This is a genomic window from Pseudomonas sp. 15A4 (assembly GCF_016925575.1).
Classification (GTDB): Bacteria; Pseudomonadota; Gammaproteobacteria; order Pseudomonadales; family Pseudomonadaceae; genus Aquipseudomonas.
Map to the genome: position 1 here is coordinate 3,060,264 of NZ_CP068986.1, position 20,088 is coordinate 3,080,351.

Consider the following 20,088-nt stretch of genomic DNA (forward strand, 5'->3'; position numbering starts at 1 on the left):
GCCCGTTCGGCGCGGGCCCACGGAGCGGGACCGGAGTGAAGGAACACGACGCAGGAGGGCCCAACCGGGAGCACGGCCTTTTTGGTTACTTTTTCGGCTGTTGGAAAAAGTGACCCGCCGTAAGGGCGGAACCCTAATTCAAGTACACACAAATAATGGATAGAGCGCCAATCCAACAAACGGCGCGCCCATAAAAAAGCCCGATTGCCAATCTCTCAGCAAACGGGCTTTTCAGCGCATAGAAAAAATCAGTTCAAACCCAATTTCCCGCGCATCTGCGACAGATCTTCCGCCAACGTATTGACCGGGCCTGCCAGCGCCTTGCGGTCCTGCTCCTTCACCTTGTCGTAGGTCTCATAGCCACCGTCCTTGGTCTTGTACTTCGCCAGGATCTTGTCCACCGTCCCAAAGTTCTTCTCGACCTTCGCCACGAACGCCTTGTCCGACTTCTCCAGCTGCGGCTTGAACAGATCGACGATCTTCTTCGAACCGTCAACGTTGCCCTGGAAATCATACAGATCGGTATGGCTGTAACGATCTTCCTCGCCCGACAGCTTGGTCGCCGCCACTTCTTCCATCAACGCAGCCGCACCGCCCACTACCTTCTCCGGCGGGAACGTCATGTCCGCGATACGCGACTGCAGCTCTTTCACGTCAGCCAGCAGCTTGTCCGCGAACACGGCCTGATCCTTGGTGGAATTCTGCGAGAACAACGCATATTCCAGACGGTGGAAACCGGTGAAATCGTCGGCCTTCACGCCGTTTTCGTGGTCGTCCTCGCGGGAGTCGATCGACGCGTCCAGATCGCTGAACAGCTCGGCAATCGGCTCGATTGACTCATAGGACAGACGCGTGGTCGGGAACAGCTTCTTCGCCATCGCCAGGTCGCCCTTCTTGATCGCGTCGGTGAACTTCTGCGTGTCGGCGGCCAGGGTGTCGACATTTTCCGTCACGTAGATCTTGTAGTCCGAAACCGGCGTGACCAGGTCCAACGGCGCGGTGGCGGCGAACGCGGACATCGATGTCTGCAACACGCCAAAGGTAAGCAACAACGCGAGAGGCGACTTTTTCATAGAGCTCTTCCTGTGAGGTAAGGGTTGTCAGGCAGTTTTTGTTGTTTGGGCAGAGGCGGCCAACAGCGACCGGCCGATGAAATCGTTGTTGTCGACCACGCCCGGCAGGGTGAAGAAATACCCGCCGCCGATAGGCTTGAGGTATTCCTCCAGCGGCTCGCCGTTGAGGCGTGTCTGCACGGTAATGAAACCTTTCTCCAGGTCCGCCTGATAGCAGATGAACAGCAGGCCCATGTCCAGCTGACCGTTCTTGTTCACGCCGTTCGAGTAGTTGAACGGGCGACGCAGGATCAGGTTGCGCTGGGTTTCAGCGGTGCGCGGGTTGGCCAGGCGGATGTGCGAATCCAGCTTGGTGATCTTGCCTTCCGGGTCTTTGTGGTAATCCGGAACGTCGGCTTCGGTCTTGCCGTCCATCGGCGCGCCAGTGGTTTTGACCCGGCCGAAGATCGCTTCCTGTTCCTGCAGCGGGGTACGGTCCCAGCGCTCGACGAAGTTGCGGATGATGCGCACCGCCTGGTAGCTGCCGTTGGCGGCCCAGGCCGGCTCGTCGCTGCCCGGTTGCACCCAGACCAGTTCGTTCATGGTCTTCTGGTTGTTCGAATCCGGGTTGGCCGAGCCGTCGCGGAAACCCAGGAAGTTGCGCGCGCTTTCCGGCGCCTGGCCCGGTTTCAACGGGGCCTGGGCGGGGACGGTGCCTTCCTGTTTCCAGCGCACCAGCAGCAGGTCCGGCAGGTTTTTCACGATGTCGCGCAGGGCGTGAATGTTGCTGTCCGGGGCGTTGGAGCAGAACTGAATGCTCAAGTCGCCGTGGCAGCAATCGGCTTCGAGCGCGTCGTTGGGGAAACCGACCATGCGCTGCAAACGCTTGGGTTTGACGGGTTCCAGCCCGAAGCGGTCATCGAACAGCGAGTCACCCACCGACACGGTAATGGTCAGGTTGTCCGGCGTGACCACCGGGCCGAGGATGCCGGAATCCAGTGGCGGCAGTTTCGGATCGACTTGAGGCACGGCCCCGCCGGTCATCAAAAACGCAATGCGCTCGTTCAACGTACGGAACATGCGCTCGAGGTCTTCACGGTCCTGGGCCAGTACGTCGAAAGAGACCATCATCCCGGCGGTTGGGCGCGGGTTGACGATGCCGCTTTGATGCTGACCGTGGAACGCGTTGTGGTCCTGGGTCTTTTCGCTTTTCGGTGCTTCGGTGACCTGCGCCGGCGCGGGGGCGGCGAACGCGTTACCGGTCAGGCTGGCACCGGCCACCGCTGCGCCTGCAGCGCCAAGGCCCAGCAGGACGCGGCGACGGTCAGTGGAGATCGGCGCGTTTTTTGAATCGGAGTCTTTCATGTGAATGCTGTCTTCGCTCTGGTTTCAGGGCCGGGCGGGTGCATGGGGCACCCGCCAGGGCACGCTTACAGGCCTGAGAGGCCGAGGGCCGGATCGATTCCATCGAGTGCGTCGGCCAGTGCCTTGGCCTTGTCTGCTATTTGTTTTCGTTGTTCGGTGCTGACCTGGTCGTACGGCTTGAAGCCGTCGGCGGTCTTGAGCATCAGCAACTGGTCATCCAGCGCGGTGCTCGCGGTGTCGATCTTTTTCAGCACGTCGCCGGAAGACTTGGCCAGCAGCGGACGCAGCAGCTCGATCACCTTGCGCGTGCCTTCCAGGTTGGCGGCAAAGCCGTTCACGTCGAGGTGGCTGTAGCGTTCTTCTTCGCCGTTGCTGCGGACCTCGGCAATGCTGCGCATGTTGCGCACGACCATGCTCGCCAGCTGTTCCGGGGCGATGCTCTGGGCCAGCAACTGCTGCTTCAGGCTGGCGATGTCGGCTTGCAGCTTCTGCACGACCGGCGCCAGGCCGTCGATGGATTTTTGCGAGAACAGGCCGAATTCGAGGCGGTGGAAGCCGCCGAAGCCGGGGTCCTGCTCGCGTTTTTCGTAGTAATCGGCGCGGGCGTTGATCGCGTTGTCCAGCTCGGACAGGCGCTGGGCCGCAGGGGCGATGCGCTGATAGGCAGCACGGGCCGGCGCGTAGGCTTTCTGCGCCTGGGCCAGATCGCCGCTGTCGATGGCTTGCTGCAAGTCGTTCGTCGCGCGGATCAGCGCGCTGCTCTGGGTACTCAGGTAGACGCGGTATTCGGACAGCGGCCCGATGAAGGCGACCATCGACGGACGCGCTTTGGCGGCGGCGTCAGACTCCGCGGTCGGCGTCACGTGCAACGTGCCGCGTGGATTGCTCAGCAGGCCGCAGGTGATGGCGTAGTCGCCGGGCTGCAGGTTGGCGTTGATGATCTGGCTCAGGCCCGGGACGATGTTTTCCCGCTCTTCCACCACCAGCACGCCGTCGAGGATTTCCCACTCCACGGCGCGATCCGAGGCGTTGACGATGCGGAAGGCGTTCTTGCCGGCCGGCACGGTGATCGAATTCGGCTCGCAGCTTTTCGCGTTAATGGTCACGACCGTTTCATTGCCGCTGTTGGCGATGCGCTTCTTCTGCGCGGCCTGGGAGGCGAAATAAAACATGGCGCCGGCGGCGATCATTAGCACCACCGAGCCCGCAACGGCGAACTGCAGGGCGCGAGATGGCTTGGCTTTCTTGGGAGGAAGGCCGTTGGCAGTGGAGTTCATGAGTGCCCTTATTTGTTCGTAACTGAATGCGTAACGGAAGAAGTGTGGCCGTGTTCATGGGCCGGGCGGGTGGGCAGACTCACCACCCGCGCCTGGGGCTTGAAGAACAGGAACAGCGCAAAAACCAGGTACGCCAGGTACGCCACCAGCACGCTGACGGTCGGCGCATCCTGATAACCGAACATGCCGGCCAGCACCGAGCCGGTTGGGCCGTCCATCGGCAGGATCGCGCTGATGTCGAAGACCACGTCCTGAAAGTGGTTCCAGACCCCGGCTTCGTGCAGCGAGCGCACGGAGTTGGCCAGAATGCCCGCTGCCACCACGAGGATGAACAGGCCGGTGTAGCGGAAAAACTTGCTCAGGTTCAGGCGCATGCTGCCTTTGTAGATGCCGACGCCGATGCACACCGCGATGATCAGGCCGAACAGCGCACCCAGCGGACCGGACACGTCCTCGCTCTGCTGGAACACGGCGAGCAGGAAGAACACGGTTTCGAGGCTTTCACGGGCGACAGCAAAGAACACCATGCCGATGAGGGCGTAAGTCTGGTTTCTCGACCCGGCCAAAGCAGCGTCCAGGGACTGGTGCAGGTCATGTTTGACCGAGCGGGCGACCTTGCGCATCCACACGACCATCGAACTGAGGATCACCACGGCCACCAGGCCGACGACGCCTTCGAACAGTTCCTGCTGCTTTTGCGGGAATTCAGCGCTGACCATTTCCAGGCCACCACCGACGAACAGCGCCAGGGCGACAGCCAGGAACACGCCGATCCATACCGCGGGCATCCACTCGCCACGGCCGGTTTGTCTCAGGTAACTGGCAATGATGCCAACGATAAGCGCGGCTTCAATCCCTTCGCGCAGCATGATCAAAAAAGGAACGAGCATTTATCACCGGTGCAGATCTGTTAGGGTGTGTGACGTAAATGCGTCAGGTAGCCATTCGCATTCAGCCATTGTGTAACATAATGATACTCATTATTGAATGCGCGCACTGGTTTTTTTGCAAAACCCTGCTTGTTGTGCAGGTGTTCAGGTGGGGTTCAGCCAAGAGGCATTGCAAACTGCAGCAGACGGCTTCCCAGCTCTGATCGGACACTGCCGCAGGTGTACCGGCCGACAGATGAAGGGTGGGAGCGAGCTTGCTCGCGGATAGGACGGTCCATCCGCTGAATGTTCAGCGGCTGGAATGATGTCTTCGTGAGCAAGCTCACTCCACAGCGTTCGTGTTTGCAGGCTGAAGGGGGATCTCCTACAGGTTTTGCGGTGACAGCGCGTTTTTCATGGTTTCGACGAATCGCTGGGCGGCGGGGCTCAGGCCCACACCCGCTCGGGTAATCAACCCGATCTCCCGACACACCCCAGGATGCTCGACCCGCACCTGTATCAAATCGCCGCGGCCTTCGTCGGCGGATTCCGGCAGCAACGTCATCCCCAGGCCTTGCCGCACCAGCGCCATGACCGTCGACATGTAGTTCGCTTCCAGCCCCGGCGTCAGTGCCAGTCCTTCTTCAGCAAACAGTTGCTCCACCCGCTCGCGCACGCTGCTGTCGCGACCGGTAAGGATGATCGGCTGCCCGGCCAGGGCCTGCAGGGTGATCGAGCGCTCCCGTGCCAGCGGATGATCAGCGGGGACGAACAGACTCAGCCGGTCGACCATCACCACCTCGAACGTCAGCCCGTGGCCCATCCGCGCCCGCACCCCCAGCCCGAAATCCACTTCGCCCTCACGCACCAGCGCATCGATCCGCTGCGCCACCACGTCCCGCAGGCGCACTTCGACCCCGGGGAATTGCTCGCGGAAGGCTTTCAGCAGCGGCGGCAGCGTGCCGGAACACATCGACGGCAGGGCAGCGATGGTCACCACGCCCCGGCGCAGCGCGGCCAGATCCCGCGAGCCGCTGACGATGTTGTCCAGGTCCAGCAGCAGTTTCTCCATGGGCCCGCGATTGTTCTGGCCCGCAGCGGTCAGGCTGACCTGACGCGGGCTGCGCTCCAGCAGGGCGACGCCGAGCCATTCTTCCAGCTGCTGGATCTGCACGGTCAAGGCGGACGGCGACAGGTTCAGCTCCAGCGCCGCTTTGGCAAAGCTGCCGGTGTGGGCGACGGTCAAAAAGGCGCGGATGTGCTGAATCGAGTTCTTCATGGCTGAGTTTTCCGAAGTAGTTGCCGTACGCGCGCCATTCGGTTTTTTCGAACGTAGGGCGCCGAACATTTCAATTTACAAAGCTTACCCCCGTTTCGATACTCGATGAAAACAACAACAGCTCATCCCGCCGCCCGCCGGTCAGGGATGACGAAGGATCAAACCATGCTCGCCACCCTCGGTGTCATTACCATCCTCTGCCTGCTCGCTGCCGTCATGAGCAAGCGCCTCTCGCCCTTGGTCGCCCTGATTGCCTTGCCCATCATCGCCGCGCTGATCGGCGGATTCGGTCTGCAAACCAGCGGCTTCATCATCACCGGCATCAAGAACGTCGCTCCCGTGGTCGGCATGTTCGTGTTCGCCATCCTGTTCTTCGGGGTGATGACCGACGCCGGTATGCTCGACCCGATCATCGACCGCATCCTGCGCACCGTGGGCACCCGTCCTACGCGGATTGTCGTCGGCACCGCGCTGCTGGCGTTGCTGGTGCACCTCGACGGTTCCGGCGCGGTGACGTTTCTGGTGACGATCCCGGCGATGCTGCCGCTGTACACGCGGCTGGGCATCGATCGGCGGATCCTGGCCTGTGTCGCAGCGATGGCGGCGGGGGTGAATTTCCTGCCGTGGACCGGTCCGGTGCTGCGCTCGTCGGCGGCGCTGCACGTGCCGGTGTCCGAGCTGTTCCAGCCGCTGATTCCGGTGCAGATCGTCGGCCTGGCGTTTGTCTTCTTCTGCGCCTGGATGCTCGGGCGCCGTGAGGAAAAGCGCCTGGGGCTGGGCCGCTTTCAAACCACGGCCGAGCCCATCGACGTAGTGCCCCAGCGGGTGCTGACCGAGCAGGAAGCAGTGCTGCGCCGACCGCGTCTGTTCTGGCTCAACCTGTTGCTGACCATCGTGGTCATGGCGGTGATGATTTCCGGCTGGGTCGATCCGGTGGTGATGTTCATGGTCGGCACGGTGCTGGCGCTGTGCATCAACTACCCCAACGTCGACGCCCAGCGCGCGCGCATCGATGCCCACGCCAAGACCGCCCTGACCATGGCCAGCATTCTTCTGGCGGCCGGGGTGTTCACCGGGATCATGCAGGGCACCGGCATGCTCAAGGCCATGGCCGAAGTGGCGGTGGCGCAGATCCCGGCTGGCCACGGCAAGTTGATTCCGATGGTGGTGGGCCTCCTGTCCATGCCGCTGAGCCTGTTGTTTGATCCCGATTCCTTCTATTTCGGCGTGATGCCGGTGATTGCCGAAGTCGGCCGCTCCCTGGGCGTTGATCCGCTGCAAGTGGCTCAGGCCTCGCTGCTGGGCGTGCACACCACCGGTTTCCCGGTCAGCCCGCTGACGCCGGCGACCTTCCTGCTGGTCGGGCTGTGCAAGGTCGAACTGGCCGACCACCAGCGCTTCACCATTCCGTTTCTGTTTGGCGCATCGGTGCTGATGACCCTGACCGCACTGTTGCTGGGAGTGTTTTAAATGAAGACAATACGTATCGGCTCTGGCGCCGGTTATTCCGGTGACCGTATCGAGCCTGCAGTTGAACTGGCCGAGAAGGGCGACCTCGACTACCTGGTCTTCGAGTGCCTGGCCGAGCGCACCATTGCCCTCGCACAACAGGCGCGGCTCAGTGATCCCGAAGCCGGTTTCGACCCGCTGTTGAGTGAGCGCATGCGTCGCGTGCTGCCGTTAGTGGGGCGCGGCCGCGAGACCGGACAGCGTCGGCTGCGACTGATCAGCAACATGGGCGCGGCCAATCCCCTGGCGGCGGCGCGGGAAGTGCGGCGCATCGCGGTCGAGCTGGGTTTGCATGGGCTGACGGTCGCGGCGGTGACGGGGGATGACGTACTCGCTGCTCTCAAGGCGAGTCCTGAACGGTTGCTGGATAACGGCGCGACGATTGCTTCGTTGGGTGATCAGTTGATCTCGGCGAATGCCTACCTGGGCGCGCAGGGGATTGTCGAGGCGTTGAAGGCCGATGCCGATGTGGTGATCACCGGCCGGGTTGCCGACCCTTCTTTGTTTCTCGCGCCACAGCTCTTTGAATTTGACTGGGCCGAGGACGACTGGACGCGGCTGGGACGCGGCACGTTGATCGGCCACTTGCTGGAATGCGCCGGGCAGATCACAGGCGGCTATTTTGCTGATCCGGGCATTAAAGAGGTACCGAACCTGGCGCGCCTCGGGTTTCCTTTGGCGGAAGTCGACGCCGAGGGCAGGGCGGTGATCAGCAAGGTCGCCGGCTCCGGCGGGCGCATCGACACCGCCACCTGCACCGAGCAGATGATTTATGAAGTGCACGACCCGGCGGCGTACCTGACCCCGGACGTGACGGCGGATTTTTCCGGCGTGTCGTTCCATCCAGTCGCCACCAACGAAGTACGGGCTGAAGGCGCCGATGGCCGCGCGCGACCTGAGACGCTGAAGGTCTCGGTGGGCTATCTCGACGGCTGGATCGGCGAAGGGCAGATTTCCTACGGCGGCCCCGGCGCACTGCCCCGCGCGCAACTGGCGCGGGACGTGGTGCTGGAGCGCTTACAACTGACCGGCGTGGTCTTCGATGACCTGCGCGCCGAGCTGATTGGCGTGGACGCGTTGCACGGTGCGACGTTGGGTTCGCGGGCGGCGGCCGAGCCGTGGGAAGTGCGCTTACGTGTTGCGGCGCGTTGTGAAGACAAGGCCGAAGCCGTGCGCATCGGCAATGAAGTCGAAACCCTTTACACCAACGGACCCTATGGCGGCGGCGGCGCGACCAAGGGCGTCCGCCAGGTGGTGGCAGTGGCGTCGCTGCTGATGCCGCGAGATGCCGTCAAGGCGAAGGTTCATCTGGAGGATGCATCGTGAGCACCGTGACATTGCGCGAACTGGCCCATTCCCGGACCGGCGACAAGGGCGACACCTCAAATATTTCGGTCATCGCCTTCGAGGCGCAAGACTACCCGCGATTGCTCAAGGCGCTGACGGCTGAGCGGGTGGCTGAGTATTTTGCCGAGTTGCTGGGGGACGATGGCTCCCGGGTACTTCGGTATGAACTGCCGAACGTGCACGCGCTGAATTTTGTGCTGCCGGGGATTTTAAAGGGGGCGTCACACGGTCACTGGCGCTGGATGCCCACGGCAAAGCGCTGGGGGCGGCGTTGCTGGATATGGAGGTGTGAGTTCGCCGGATTCGCGGCGCAGCGGCCGACGCCTTCCCGGCTGAAGCCGGTCCTACGGGATGCACGCGAGTCCTTAGTGGGACCGGCTTTAGCCGGGAAGAGGCCAGCGATCACACCGCATTCCTGTCGACCTTGCATGAAACGCGGCCCGTTCACCTACTTCTGATTCACTAGAAACACCACATACCCGCGAAACCACGGGCTGTCCTGCAGATACCCAGGCGCTTCCCATTCTCCGCCCTGCACCAGACCGATCCTGAAAGGCAGCCCCATCCGGCTGATGCGCGGCAGGTAGGCGGCGTAATCGGGGATGCTGTGGCGGCCCTGGTAGGTCTGCACCACCACTTCGTCGACCACGCCTTTCAGCTCGCCGATCGTCTTCGCATCCGCGTTGCTGCTCCAGTCCATCAACCCGGTGATGCTCAGCTTCAGCGCAGGCGGCAAGCGCTGGCGCAGGTCCTTGAGAAAGACCACGTAGTCCTGCAAATAACGCGTGCGCGCATCGAAATCGATCTGCACGCCGGCCACCGCCGTGCCCGCGTCCCGCCAGCGTTGCACCTGGCCCAGCAGCTGTTTGTAAACCGGGTCGGGCCAGCGCAGGGTGTGGGCGCGGTAGACGATCCACACCTCCTGCTGGGGCAGACGCCTCACTCTCATCCCCTGGGCAATCAGCGCCGGCGTTTGCCGATCACGACGGGTGGTGCTGATCTGGCCCTGGAGCACATACAGGGTTTTCGCCTGGTCCAGCACAGGTTGCGTCGCCACGCCGCTCCACAACCAGAAGGCATCGTGCTCGCGGGCGCCCACCGCCGCCCACGTCATGGGGCTGCTCAAGCCTGCGATGACCAGACCGATCAGCCCGCCGGCACACACCCGCCAGCGAAACAGCGCCCTCATCACCAGTAATACTGCAGGGATTTGCCCCAGCTGGTGACGCCGTAAGTGGTTTTCAGTTGCTTGAACCAGCCCTTGCGCACGGCGGGCGCCACATCCTTGCCGCCGCAACTGTTATAGCCCGCGGGCGCGTAGCAGTTGATCGCCCGGAACAGGGCGTAGGCCTTGTCGTCCCGCGCGGCTTTGCTGTCGGCGATCACCGTCTGGTAGCCGCTCAGCCGCGAAAAGACCTGGCCCTTGAAGCCGGGTTCGCTGCTGCCCAAATCACCCGCGTCGGGCTTCTGATCCAGCGGCATGCCGTCCAGGCCGTTGCGCAGGATGAACTCACCCAGGCAGTTCAGACCTTTGGCGTCCTTGTCGCTGGCCTGCAACGCGGCGGCGATCTCCCCGATGCTGGGGCAGGCGTAACCCGATTCGGCCTTGGCGCCGTTCCAGCGGAACAACTGCAGCGTCTGGCCGGCGTCATAGACATAACCCAGGCTGGTGCCCAGTTTGATATCGGCGGGCGGCTCCGGCAGCGTTTTCAGATCATCGGCGAACGCGGCGTACTGGCTGTGCAGCAGCGCCTTGTAGAGCAGGACGAACTGCGCGGTGGCCTTCTCGACATCGCTGATGCCCTGACCGATCTGCTGGCGCAGCAGCGGCGCGTCGGCCACCTTGCCCAGCAGAATCAGCCGCACCTGGGCGGAGGTGATCGGCGAATCGCTGGCGAACACCTTCGTCAGTTGCCCGCTGCGTTCATAGTTCATCGCCAGCGCCAGTTGCAGTTGTTCGCGCTGCAGGGGCTGCTGCGCCAGGGGCAGCAGTTTCAGCCACAGCGCCTGGGCGCCAGGCATATCATTGCCCGCCTCCAAAGCCAGGCCGCGCAGGGTCTGTTGGCTGAAGGCCAGATAATCCAGTGTTTCGGGAACGTCGTTCGGCAAATGCTTGAGCGCGTCGGCGGGTTTCTTGTCGACGTAGAACGCGAAGGCGGCCTGCAAGTACTCGAACACCGCCGGTTGCTGCGCGAACAACGCTTTCTGCCCATCGAGCTGCTGGCGGGTCAGCCGGTTCGGCAGGTCCGGGCGCATGATCATCAGGTCATGGGTCGCCGTGATCAACGGCGATGGCGTGGCGCCGGTGAGGGTCGTCAGCAGGTTGTTGTCGGCTTCCTGAATCAAGGCTTCCGGCGAGGCAGATACCCGGGCGTCTCCGGCTTCCGTCAGTTGCCAGGCGTAATCGGCGGCCAGTTTGTCGGTGTCTCCTGCCAGCCAGTGGACGCGGCGCAGCAACCCGGTGGCGGAGCGGCTGTAGCGGCCGTCGGGGTAAACGCTGAGGTACTGCTCGATGGCTTGACCGACTGCTGCGTAAGGCGCGCGATCATGGTCCTCTTTCAGGCTGCCGTATTCGTCGAACGCGTTCTGTTGCGCGGCGTTCAGCCGGGTGCGGACGATCATGTACAGCGCGGTTTCCTTGAGCCAGGGTTGCGCGCTCTCGGCGAGGCCGCTGAATCCCTTTTCTGCGTCGCTGAAGCGTCCGCTGTAAAAATCCGAGGCCGCACGCAGGTAGGCGGCAAACGCCTTGGCTTGCGGCGACTGGACATCGGTCGGCAACAGGCTGGCCTGCTTGTCAGCCTCCCAGGTGCAGGCATCCAGCAGTTGCAGGCGGGCGCGGGCCAGGGATTGGCGCTCGGTGGCGGACAGCCCTTCGGTGTCGAGCAACTGGCCGATGAAATCAGCGGCGCTTTCATCGCGGTTACTGCGGCAGCGGCTGCCTTCGCCCTGCAGAAAGGCCTGGCCCGCGGTGTCGTTGCTCTCACGGCTGAGGCCAAGCTTGCCCAGCAAGTCAGCCATGGCGGCGGCGCCTGATTCTTCGCTTTCGTCGCCCTCGATCTCTTCGTTCGCCAACCTGAACGCCGCAAACGGCACCGGGCCATAGCCCTCGGCCAGTTCCTGCTCGGTCAGTTCGCCGGGCTTGAGCGTCAGCGCCTTGCGATCGGCCAGCAGCAGACGCAGGTTGACCCGGCTGTCGTTACCGGGCGTGAGAAAGGGCAGGTTGTTACAGACGTCCAGCGAGTCGCGCAGCAGCGACCAGTTGGGGTAGCACGAGTCGTCACTGCTGGCCTGGGCCTGGCCGCCCATCGTCGCGCCAATGATCAAAGCAAGAGGAGTCAGGGAGCGGATACGCATGAACAATCCTTGATTTCGCTACGTAAGAAGAGGGTGAGCGCGGCGAATGATACAGGGTGTTTCGCCGTATCCACCGAGCGCCACGGACGCTGGATTAAAAATTATTTTCAGATTCATGTGAGGTAAACCGTGTCTGCATCCGTGTAGTGAGAATCAGATGCGTTTCGTGACAGGCGCATCGCTTCTCGACGCCTCAGGTTCTCGCTTCCATGACAGCTCAATCCGGTTTTCGCGTGTCCGCTTTCCCCGTGCTTCGTCCTGCATCGTTGTTGAGCGTGTGCTCAGCCACGGCGCTGTTGTGCTCGCTGGGCATGAGCCCTGTTGCCTGCGCTGAAGAAATGCAGCTGGACGCGGTCAACATCGACGCCACGTCCCAGCCCGAGGTCAGCGAAACCCAGCACAGCCGCGACAGCTATCAGGCGCGCAAGGCGACCGTGGCCACACGCACCGAAGCACCGTTGGTGGAGGTGCCGCAAAGCGTCAACGTGGTGACCAACCGGGTCATCGAAGACCGCCAGCCGTTCAGCCTGGACGAAGCGATCAATGCGGTCAGCGGCGTCAAGCAAAGCAATACCTTGGGCGGCACTCAGGACGCCATTCAGAAACGCGGCTTCGGCACCAACCGCGACAACTCGATCATGCGCGACGGCATGCAATCGGTGCGGGCGCGTAACTTCACCCCGACCACCGAGCGCATTGAAGTGCTCAAGGGCCCCGCGTCGATGCTCTACGGCGTGCAGGACCCGGGCGGCGTGATCAACGTGGTGACGAAGAAACCGGAGTTGGTCGAGGCCCGCTCGATCTCGGCCTTCGGCAGCAGCTTTGGCGGCGGTGGCGAGCAGATCGACCTGACCGGCCCGATCGGCACCAACGGTCTGGCCTACCGGGTGATCGCCGACAAGCAGAACTACGATTACTGGCGCAATTTCGGCAGTATCGATCAGTCGGTGATCGCGCCGTCGCTGGCCTGGTACGGCGATGACACGACGGTGTCCGTGGCCTACGAGCACACGGAATATTCCGTGCCCTTCGACCGTGGCACGCAGATCAACCCCAAGACCGGCAAGGTACTGGACATCCCGCGCAGCCGGCGTCTGGACGAGCCGTTCAACGTCACCACCGGGCGCTCCGATTCCCTCGACCTGCGCATGGACCATCGCCTCAACGACACTTGGACCCTGCGCACCGGTTACGCCTACAGCCGCAATTACTACAACGATTACCAGTCGCGCTTTATCTCGGCCAACTACAACACCGGCGCCGTGACCCGTCGCGGCGACGCCACCCGCGATGCCGTGCAGTTCGCCCACACCGCCACTGTCAGCGCGCTCGGCAACCTGTACTGGGGCGATGTGCGCCACGAAGTGCTGATCGGCGCCGATTACATGAAGAACGACCGCGACCTGGGCGATCTGTACCGCAGCGCCAACAAGGTCGACTTCAATTACAACGCGCCGGTCTATGGCGTTACTCAGCAACCGACTACGGCCAATGCCGCCCAGAGCGACCAGACCGATCACCTGCGTACCCATGCCTTCTTCGTTCAGGACGCCATGCACCTGGGCGAGAAGTGGATCCTGCAGACCGGCCTGCGTTATGACGCCTTCGACGAGCTGACCGGCAAGGGCCGGCCGTTCGTGGTCGGCGCCGACGTGAAGGACAGCAAGGTCGTGCCCCGCGTCGGGCTGGTGTACCTGATCCAGCCGGACTGGTCGGTGTACGGCAGCTACACCGAGTCGTTCCGCCCGAATACCTCGATTGCTTCGCCGATTGGCGACCTGCCGCCGGAGGAGGGCAAGGCCTACGAAATCGGCACCAAGTTCCAGAACGACGCGATCACCGCGACGGTGGCGCTGTTCAACATCAACAAGCAGAACGTGCAGACCAGCGAACCGTGCGGCACCGAGACTTGCACGCGGGTGTCCGGCGAGGTGCGCTCGCGCGGGCTGGAGGCGGATATCACCGGGCAGTTGAACGAGTTCTGGAGTATTACCGGCAGCTACGCGTACACCGACACGAAGGTGCTGGAAGATCCGATTCTCAAGGGCGAGCCGCTGGATGGTGTGTCGAAGCATACGGGCGCGGTGTACCTGACCCGTGACTTCGGGCACGTGGGTGTGGGTGATCTACGCGCGGGTGCCGGTGCACGGTTCGCGAGCCGCTGGGGTGTGAACGATGGCGCGGGGAGGGAGTATTACCTGCCGTCGTCGAAGGTCGCGGATGCGTTTGTGGCGTACAAGGTGAAGCTGGATGAGCGTGATGTGACGCTGCAGTTGAATCTGAAGAATGTGTTCGACGAGAAGTACTACACGTCGGCGAGCGGGTTGGGGTCGCCGGCGATTTCCATCGGTGAGCCGCGGCAGTTGGTGGCGAGGGTGAAGCTGGATTTTTGATTTTTCAAGATTAAGATCAAGATCAAGATCAAGGGCGTCGGCCTAACGGCCTCGGGTTTCGCCTTCGGCGAGTTACTTGGAAAAGCACCCCAAGTAACCAAGGGTGCTTGCTCTCGGTTGGGCCCTTCCTTCGTCAGGGTTCCTTCACTCCGGTCTTGCTCCGTGGGCCCGCGCCGAACGGACATCCATGTCCTGACGGCGCTCTCGCCGCATCCCTGCGGCTCGGCCCACTCCGCAAAACCTGCGTTCAGCCTGCACCAAAGTCGCGTTTGGCGGTGGCTGAGCCTTTTGTGGTTGAACAGCGAAGGCAGATCAAAGGCTTCCCGGCTGAAGCCGGTCCTACAGGCGCGCGCGGTCTGTTGGTGGGACCGGCTTTAGCCGGGAATGCGTCAGGCGTCAAAGTGCAAAAGGTTCGGTGCTCACGCTGGCCTCTTCACGGCCGATGCCGGTCCCACCAGGGATAATCAACGTCAATATCCTCTAAAGATCCGTGATCTTCACCGCGCCTGTCGCTATCCGTGCGGGCAGCTTCAACTGAGCACCCAACCCACCCCCTTCGCGGTTGGTGAGCGTCAAGGTACCGCCCAGTGCGATCGTCAATTGCTGCGCGATCGCCAGGCCCAGTCCGGTACCTCCGGTGTCGCGGTTGCGTGAGCTTTCGACGCGGTAGAACGGCTTGATCACTTCCGACAATTCCCCTTCGGCAATGCCCGGCCCGCGGTCCAGCACGTGAAGCGACAGGCTCTGATCGGCGTGGGCGATCACTTCAATCTCCGCCGCGCCGCCGAACTTCAAGGCGTTGTCGGTCAGGTTGACCAGCACTCGGCGCAAGGCATGGGGGCGGGTGTCGATGATTGCGCCGGTCTTGCCGTTCAGCTGCACATCGCGGCCTACGTCCTGATAGTCGAACACCAGGCTGTCGAGGAATGAATCCATGTCCAAGCGCCGTGCTGTCTCGGTCGAGGTGTCCATGCTGCGGGCATAGGCCACGCCTTCCTGAACCAGGTGCTGCATCTCGCTCAGGTCGCTCCAGAGCTTGTCTTTCTCGATGCCATCGTCCATGAACTCGGCGCGCAGTTTCATGCGGGTGATCGGGGTTTGCAGGTCGTGGGAGATTGCTGCCAGCAGTTGCATACGCTCCTTCACGTAGGTCGAGATCCGTTGCTGCATGGTGTTGAACGCCACGGCAGCGAAGGCCACTTCGGTCGGGCCGCTTTCATCCAGACGGATGCCTTCGCCGTTGGGGTCGAGGTTGTCGACGGCGTGGGACAGGCGCGTCAGCGGACGAATCGCTGTGCGTACGGCCAGCCAGGTGCAGACAAACAGCAACACCAGTTGGCCGATCAACAGCAGCGGCAGCCAGGGCGACAGCGGGGTGATCTGCGGGCGTACGTCGATCGTCAGCGGGTTGCCGTCCTTCAGCGTCAGATGCGCCTGATAGTGCGGGCGGCTGTCGGCGATGTTATTGAAGGTCAGTGTGTAATCGTGGCCCAGGCTTTCCTGCATCGAATGCACCGACATTGGCGCCTTGTCCATGTCCACCGGCGTACCGGTCTGGCCGGCACCCAGGATGTAGACGTAGGTCGGGTGTTCGAAACGTGGCAGCCAGGCCTGGCGTTCGTCGGCGGGCAGGCGTTCGAGGATGGCAACGGTAGTGCTGAGGTCGCGCTCCATGTTGCCGAGCATCGTGGTCATTGCGCTTTCATAGCGCTCATAAAATTGCAGGCCGAACGACAGACCGTGGGCCAGCACCAGGCTGATCAGAAAAATCAGCGAGAGACGCGAGGCCAGGGTGCGCGGCCATCCGAAGCTCAGCTTCATGGGCTTTCCCCGAGAATTTCCACGGCGTAAGTGAACACGTAGCCCTCGTTGCGCACGGTCTTGATGTAGGCCGGGTCGCGGGCGTCGTCGGCCAGGCGCTGACGCAAGCGGCTGACCAGCAAGTCGATGGAACGGTCGAACAGATCGGCGTCGCGGCCCTGGGTCAGGTTCAGCAGTTGATCGCGGCTCAAGACGCGCTGCGGGTGGTCGAGGAAGGTGCGCAGCAGGCGGTATTCCGCGCCGCTGAGCGTCACCACCGTGCCCTGGGCGTCGAGCAAGTGGCGGGCGGTGGTGTCCAGCTTCCACTTGCCAAACGCCAGCAAACGACCGGCCTCGGTGACGATCAGGTTCGGCGGCAGCATGCGGGTGCGGCGCAGCACGGCGTTGATCCGCGCCAGCAGTTCACGGGCGGCGAAGGGCTTTACCAGGTAGTCATCGGCGCCCATTTCCAGGCCAATGATGCGGTCGGTTTCGTCGCTGCGGGCGGTTAGCATCAGCACGGGCGTCGTCTTGTGCTTGCCGGTGCGCAGCTCGCGGCACAGCAGCAGGCCGTCGTCACCCGGCATCATGATATCGAGCACGATCAGGTCGACGGGCGTCGATTCCAGAAACGAACGCATCTGCCTGCCGTCCGCCACCACCGTGGTGCGCAGGCCGTTCTTCTTCAGGTAGTTGCCCACCAGTTCCCGAATCTCGCGATCGTCATCGACAATCAGAATGTGATCGACGTGCTCCATTGCCGCAGCTCCCGTATTCATGTGTGTGAGGCGCATCTTAACCAGTCGCGCGTGACTTGCCTGCCGGGGTTTGTATTCCACTGTATCTGGCGCTGCCGGGCATACATGCGCATGCAAAAGGCAGGTTTTTCGGCGCGAATGTATCGCTGTGTATCTGCAGCGGGCTCTGACACGTAAGGATGATTTTCCGGCGGTTCGCGACACAAGCGAGATACCTGCGGGGCGTTCAATGGGACCCATCGAGACGACAGACACACACCGCCTCGAACCCTGACCGAATGACCCTTTGAATACCGGAGAACATCATGAACTGGAAGAACCTCAGCATCGCCACCCTGTTTGCCGCCATGAGCCTTGGCGCCCTGACCGCCCAAGCCCAGCCCGTTGCTCAAGCCCACAATTACATGTACGGCGAGCACCTGGACATCGCCAAGGCCTTGTCCACCGAAGTCGACCCAAGCCCGGCCTGCGGCGTGGTCAATGCCCACCTTCGCTACCTCGACTCCCAGGGCCAGCAACAGGTTCTGAACTACGAGACCGTTGCCCAGAACTGCCCGCAGGACAACTGAGTCCAGGGCCGCGCGGATGACGTGTCACCGGCCGCCCGGTTCGCCCATTACCGTTGAAGATTACGTGAGGATCACACCATGACACCGATCAAAACCACCTTGTCGGCCTTTGCATTGGCACTCGCGGGTTTCGCCGTTCACGCCAACGCAGCCGTGACGCACACCGGCGGCGACGAGCGCACCTGCTTCCAGCTTGCGCCGAAAGTCGCCGAAAACGGCTCCGACAAGACGCCACTGGTGATGTGGATCGAAAGCCGCGGGCAGATGGTCGCCGAAGGCGGCTCCGAACACACCCGGGTCGGCGTGGCGGGGCATCAGCAGAGCCGGGTGTGAAGGGTATGTCAGACGGTGGTCTTTCGGGCCGTCCGTGGTAACGGCGACACGCAAGTGGGCGGTGATCGGGCGGCAGGAGTAAGCTGTGCTCCTTTTTGACTGCCCGCGCCCACGCGCCGCTCAGGACCTGACACCCGCAATGAGATCACCCGCTGCCTTCGCGCCACCGCCGTCACTGTTTCTGCCCCTGACCCAAGAGGTGTGCAAAGGCTTGGCCGCTGGCGAATCGCTGGACGATTTCCTCAATCAGGCAGGCCGGCCACAACTCGCCGCGCTCATGCTGCTGCTCAATCTCAACGCACTGGTCGCGCAACATACTGCCGTCGAACAGCTCGAACGCATGCTCGATGACGTCCTGCGCGCGGCCGCCTCGGTCGAAGACGCCGGCGGCCGTTTTGCCGATCTGGTGCGCGGCAGGTTCACCGCCGACCATCTGGCCGCAGGGCTCTCGGTGCTTGAAATTGCGGGCGTCAGCCTGCTCGAAGACGCTGACATCGAGCAGCAGGATTACCTCGACGGGGAAGGGCAGTGGGACTTCGGTTTTGGCCTGCGTTATCGCGCGAAGCTGGAGCCACTGACCCGCGAGATTGTGATGCCGTCCGGCGACGTGCTGCGCCTGAGCGATCAACAGAGCCGGATCTTCGACGAGTTCAAGGTGTGCAGCGAGGAGTCGTTCCACCTGCAGGCCTATGCCGGGGTGGGCAAGACGTACTTGCTGGCGAAGTTCTTCGAGGTCCTGATCCCGGAAAAAACCCTGCTCATGGCGACCTTTCCCGGACAGGTGAGCGCGCTTCAGGCGCGGGTGCGCCAGGCCAATCCCGACGCGCGGATCAACGCGTGCACCTTCGGTCACATGGCCAACCTGCTGCTTAACCGCGATCTCACTGCGCGCGGCTGGCGCAACACCGATATACAACGCACCGGCGCCAGCTCGCTGGTCGATGATCGGCAAGTGGCGCAGTGGCTGAACCTGCAAGCCGTGGGCAAGCTACAGCCCCGTGATGTGGCGCGGGTCTGCCGCAGCACCGTGCACAGTTTCAGCCTGTCGCCGCTGGCGAATATCGAGGCGCGGCACTTGCCGTCCCTGGGCCATGCGGCGAGTCAGGCGGACATCGCCCTGCTGCTTGAATACAGCCGCCTGCTCTGGCGCGAGACGGTCAGGCCGTCGGCGCCGCATATCCGGTTGCCGATCCGCAACAGCCACCGGATCAAGTTTCTGGCGCTCACCACTGAAGTCATTCCCGAGAACTACAGCCACATCATCATCGACGAGAGCCACGAGCTGACGGCGCCAATGGTGCAGATCCTTGATCGCAGTCCCCAGGCGGTCATTACCCTGGGCGACGAATTCCAGCAGCTCAGCGGCAAGACCCCTCGCCACGGCGGCTTCATTCGCCAGCGTTTCATGACCCAGTCGATTCGCGCCGGCAAGCAAATGGCCGACGTGCTCAACCCGATGATTCAGTTGCACCCCAGCGACATCAAGGAAGGCTTCGTCGGCCGCGCGCCGCACCCGACACGCATCATCGGCCACGGCGTCATGCCGATCCCGGAAAAACCCACCACGATTCTGGTCGCCAACGAATGGGGCCTGTTTGCCTGGTTCAAGCGCCTGACCGAAGCAGGCGCGCGCTTTCAAATGCCACTGCGCACCCTTGAAAACCTCACGCTGTTCGTCAAAGGCCTGGACCTGCTCTACCGCGAGGACCTGCGACCGCAACACCGGCTGATCTTCCGCTTCGCTTACTGGGACGCGCTGGCCTCGGCCATGGGCGGCAGCCACGAATTCAAGGCCATGCACGAGTGGCTCGGCCAGGGCAACCGGCTGCAGGACTTCCTCGACACCACCCAGCGTTTCTGCAACGACCCGGCCGCCATCCTCAAACTGGCGAAGGTCGAAGACGTGAAGAACCAAGAGTTCGACGCCGTGCTCCTCTCCCGCGACCTCATGCGCCCACCGCGGGAAGGCTCGACGCATTCCCTCGCCAGCGTGTGCTCGCTGCTCTACACCGCGAGCTCCCGCGCCCGGCACGAACTGCTCCTGCCGGGGAACATGAACGACTGGTTGCAGGATTTGGGGCGGAAGTAGGGGGCGGACAACTCTCTCGGTAACGATCCGGTTTAAGCGGGATTGCCTTCCCTTATTTCCGGCGGCTCCTACACACAGGGACGATCCACGCTGA

At 62.8% G+C, this 20,088-nt stretch carries 15 protein-coding genes and 1 pseudogene; 7 read left to right on the forward strand and 9 right to left on the reverse strand.

The annotated features are described in order from the left end of the window. Positions 1 to 248: 248 nt before the first annotated feature. The 5 genes from efeO (JN403_RS13770) to JN403_RS13790 all read right to left on the reverse strand — a co-directional run bounded on the left by efeO (JN403_RS13770) (position 249) and on the right by JN403_RS13790 (position 5,842). Positions 249 to 1,073 (reverse strand): iron uptake system protein EfeO, encoded by an 825-nt coding sequence (gene efeO, locus JN403_RS13770; RefSeq protein WP_205482808.1) that lies wholly within the window; start codon positions 1,071 to 1,073, stop codon positions 249 to 251. Positions 1,074 to 1,100: 27 nt separating this feature from the next. Then, positions 1,101 to 2,417, reverse strand: a complete 1,317-nt coding sequence (efeB, locus tag JN403_RS13775) for an iron uptake transporter deferrochelatase/peroxidase subunit (RefSeq protein ID WP_122534418.1) — start codon at positions 2,415 to 2,417, stop codon at positions 1,101 to 1,103. 65 nt (positions 2,418 to 2,482) lie between these two features. After that, the gene (efeO, locus tag JN403_RS13780; protein ID WP_122623929.1) at positions 2,483 to 3,694 is read right to left on the reverse strand and encodes an iron uptake system protein EfeO; all 1,212 of its coding nucleotides are present in this window, start codon (positions 3,692 to 3,694) and stop codon (positions 2,483 to 2,485) included. 8 nt (positions 3,695 to 3,702) lie between these two features. Beyond that, the gene (gene efeU / locus JN403_RS13785; RefSeq protein ID WP_205482809.1) at positions 3,703 to 4,584 is read right to left on the reverse strand and encodes an iron uptake transporter permease EfeU; all 882 of its coding nucleotides are present in this window, start codon (positions 4,582 to 4,584) and stop codon (positions 3,703 to 3,705) included. A gap of 364 nt (positions 4,585 to 4,948) precedes the next feature. Next, a complete protein-coding gene (locus JN403_RS13790; protein WP_205482810.1) occupies positions 4,949 to 5,842 on the reverse strand; it encodes a LysR family transcriptional regulator in 894 nt (297 codons plus the stop codon). A 105-nt stretch (positions 5,843 to 5,947) separates the two neighbouring features. On the opposite strand from JN403_RS13790, the gene JN403_RS13795 reads away from it, so the two are divergent. The 3 genes and pseudogenes from JN403_RS13795 (at position 5,948) to JN403_RS13805 (ending at position 8,990) form a co-directional block, all read left to right on the forward strand. Next, entirely contained in the window at positions 5,948 to 7,312 is a 1,365-nt protein-coding gene (locus tag JN403_RS13795; RefSeq protein WP_345945816.1) for a citrate:proton symporter, read from the forward strand. Continuing rightward, complete coding sequence (locus tag JN403_RS13800) at positions 7,313 to 8,677, forward strand: acyclic terpene utilization AtuA family protein (protein WP_205482812.1); 1,365 nt, start codon at positions 7,313 to 7,315, stop codon at positions 8,675 to 8,677. Continuing rightward, a pseudogene (locus JN403_RS13805) lies at positions 8,674 to 8,990 on the forward strand (hypothetical protein). Before JN403_RS13800 ends, JN403_RS13805 begins: the two are co-directional and overlap by 4 nt. 156 nt (positions 8,991 to 9,146) lie before the next feature. On the opposite strand, the gene JN403_RS13810 reads toward JN403_RS13805, so the two are convergent. Continuing rightward, complete coding sequence (locus tag JN403_RS13810) at positions 9,147 to 9,887, reverse strand: DUF3142 domain-containing protein (RefSeq protein ID WP_205482813.1); 741 nt, start codon at positions 9,885 to 9,887, stop codon at positions 9,147 to 9,149. Further along, the gene (locus JN403_RS13815; protein WP_205482814.1) at positions 9,887 to 12,052 is read right to left on the reverse strand and encodes an outer membrane assembly lipoprotein YfiO; all 2,166 of its coding nucleotides are present in this window, start codon (positions 12,050 to 12,052) and stop codon (positions 9,887 to 9,889) included. Before JN403_RS13815 ends, JN403_RS13810 begins: the two co-directional genes overlap by 1 nt. Positions 12,053 to 12,318: 266 nt before the next feature. Here JN403_RS13815 and JN403_RS13820 point away from each other — a divergent pair, with 266 nt between their 5' ends. After that, a complete protein-coding gene (locus tag JN403_RS13820; protein ID WP_205487314.1) occupies positions 12,319 to 14,445 on the forward strand; it encodes a TonB-dependent siderophore receptor in 2,127 nt (708 codons plus the stop codon). Positions 14,446 to 14,925: 480 nt separating this feature from the next. Here the strand turns inward: JN403_RS13820 and JN403_RS13825 are convergent, their stop codons facing one another. Both JN403_RS13825 and JN403_RS13830 read right to left on the reverse strand, forming a co-directional pair. Continuing rightward, positions 14,926 to 16,266, reverse strand: a complete 1,341-nt coding sequence (locus tag JN403_RS13825) for a HAMP domain-containing sensor histidine kinase (RefSeq protein ID WP_205482816.1) — start codon at positions 16,264 to 16,266, stop codon at positions 14,926 to 14,928. Then, positions 16,263 to 17,003 carry a response regulator gene (locus tag JN403_RS13830; RefSeq protein ID WP_122534429.1) on the reverse strand — a complete coding sequence of 247 codons (741 nt, stop codon included), beginning with the start codon at positions 17,001 to 17,003 and terminating at the stop codon, positions 16,263 to 16,265. Before JN403_RS13830 ends, JN403_RS13825 begins: the two co-directional genes overlap by 4 nt. 305 nt (positions 17,004 to 17,308) lie before the next feature. On the opposite strand from JN403_RS13830, the gene JN403_RS13835 reads away from it, so the two are divergent. From JN403_RS13835 to JN403_RS13845, 3 genes are all read left to right on the forward strand, one after another. Then, complete coding sequence (locus JN403_RS13835; protein WP_074891841.1) at positions 17,309 to 17,572, forward strand: DUF2790 domain-containing protein; 264 nt, start codon at positions 17,309 to 17,311, stop codon at positions 17,570 to 17,572. 78 nt (positions 17,573 to 17,650) lie between these two features. Beyond that, positions 17,651 to 17,905, forward strand: coding sequence for a hypothetical protein (locus JN403_RS13840; RefSeq protein ID WP_205482818.1), 255 nt, complete (start codon positions 17,651 to 17,653; stop codon positions 17,903 to 17,905). Positions 17,906 to 18,044: 139 nt separating this feature from the next. After that, positions 18,045 to 19,994, forward strand: a complete 1,950-nt coding sequence (locus tag JN403_RS13845; RefSeq protein WP_205482820.1) for an AAA family ATPase — start codon at positions 18,045 to 18,047, stop codon at positions 19,992 to 19,994. The last annotated feature ends 94 nt before the right edge of the window (positions 19,995 to 20,088 follow it).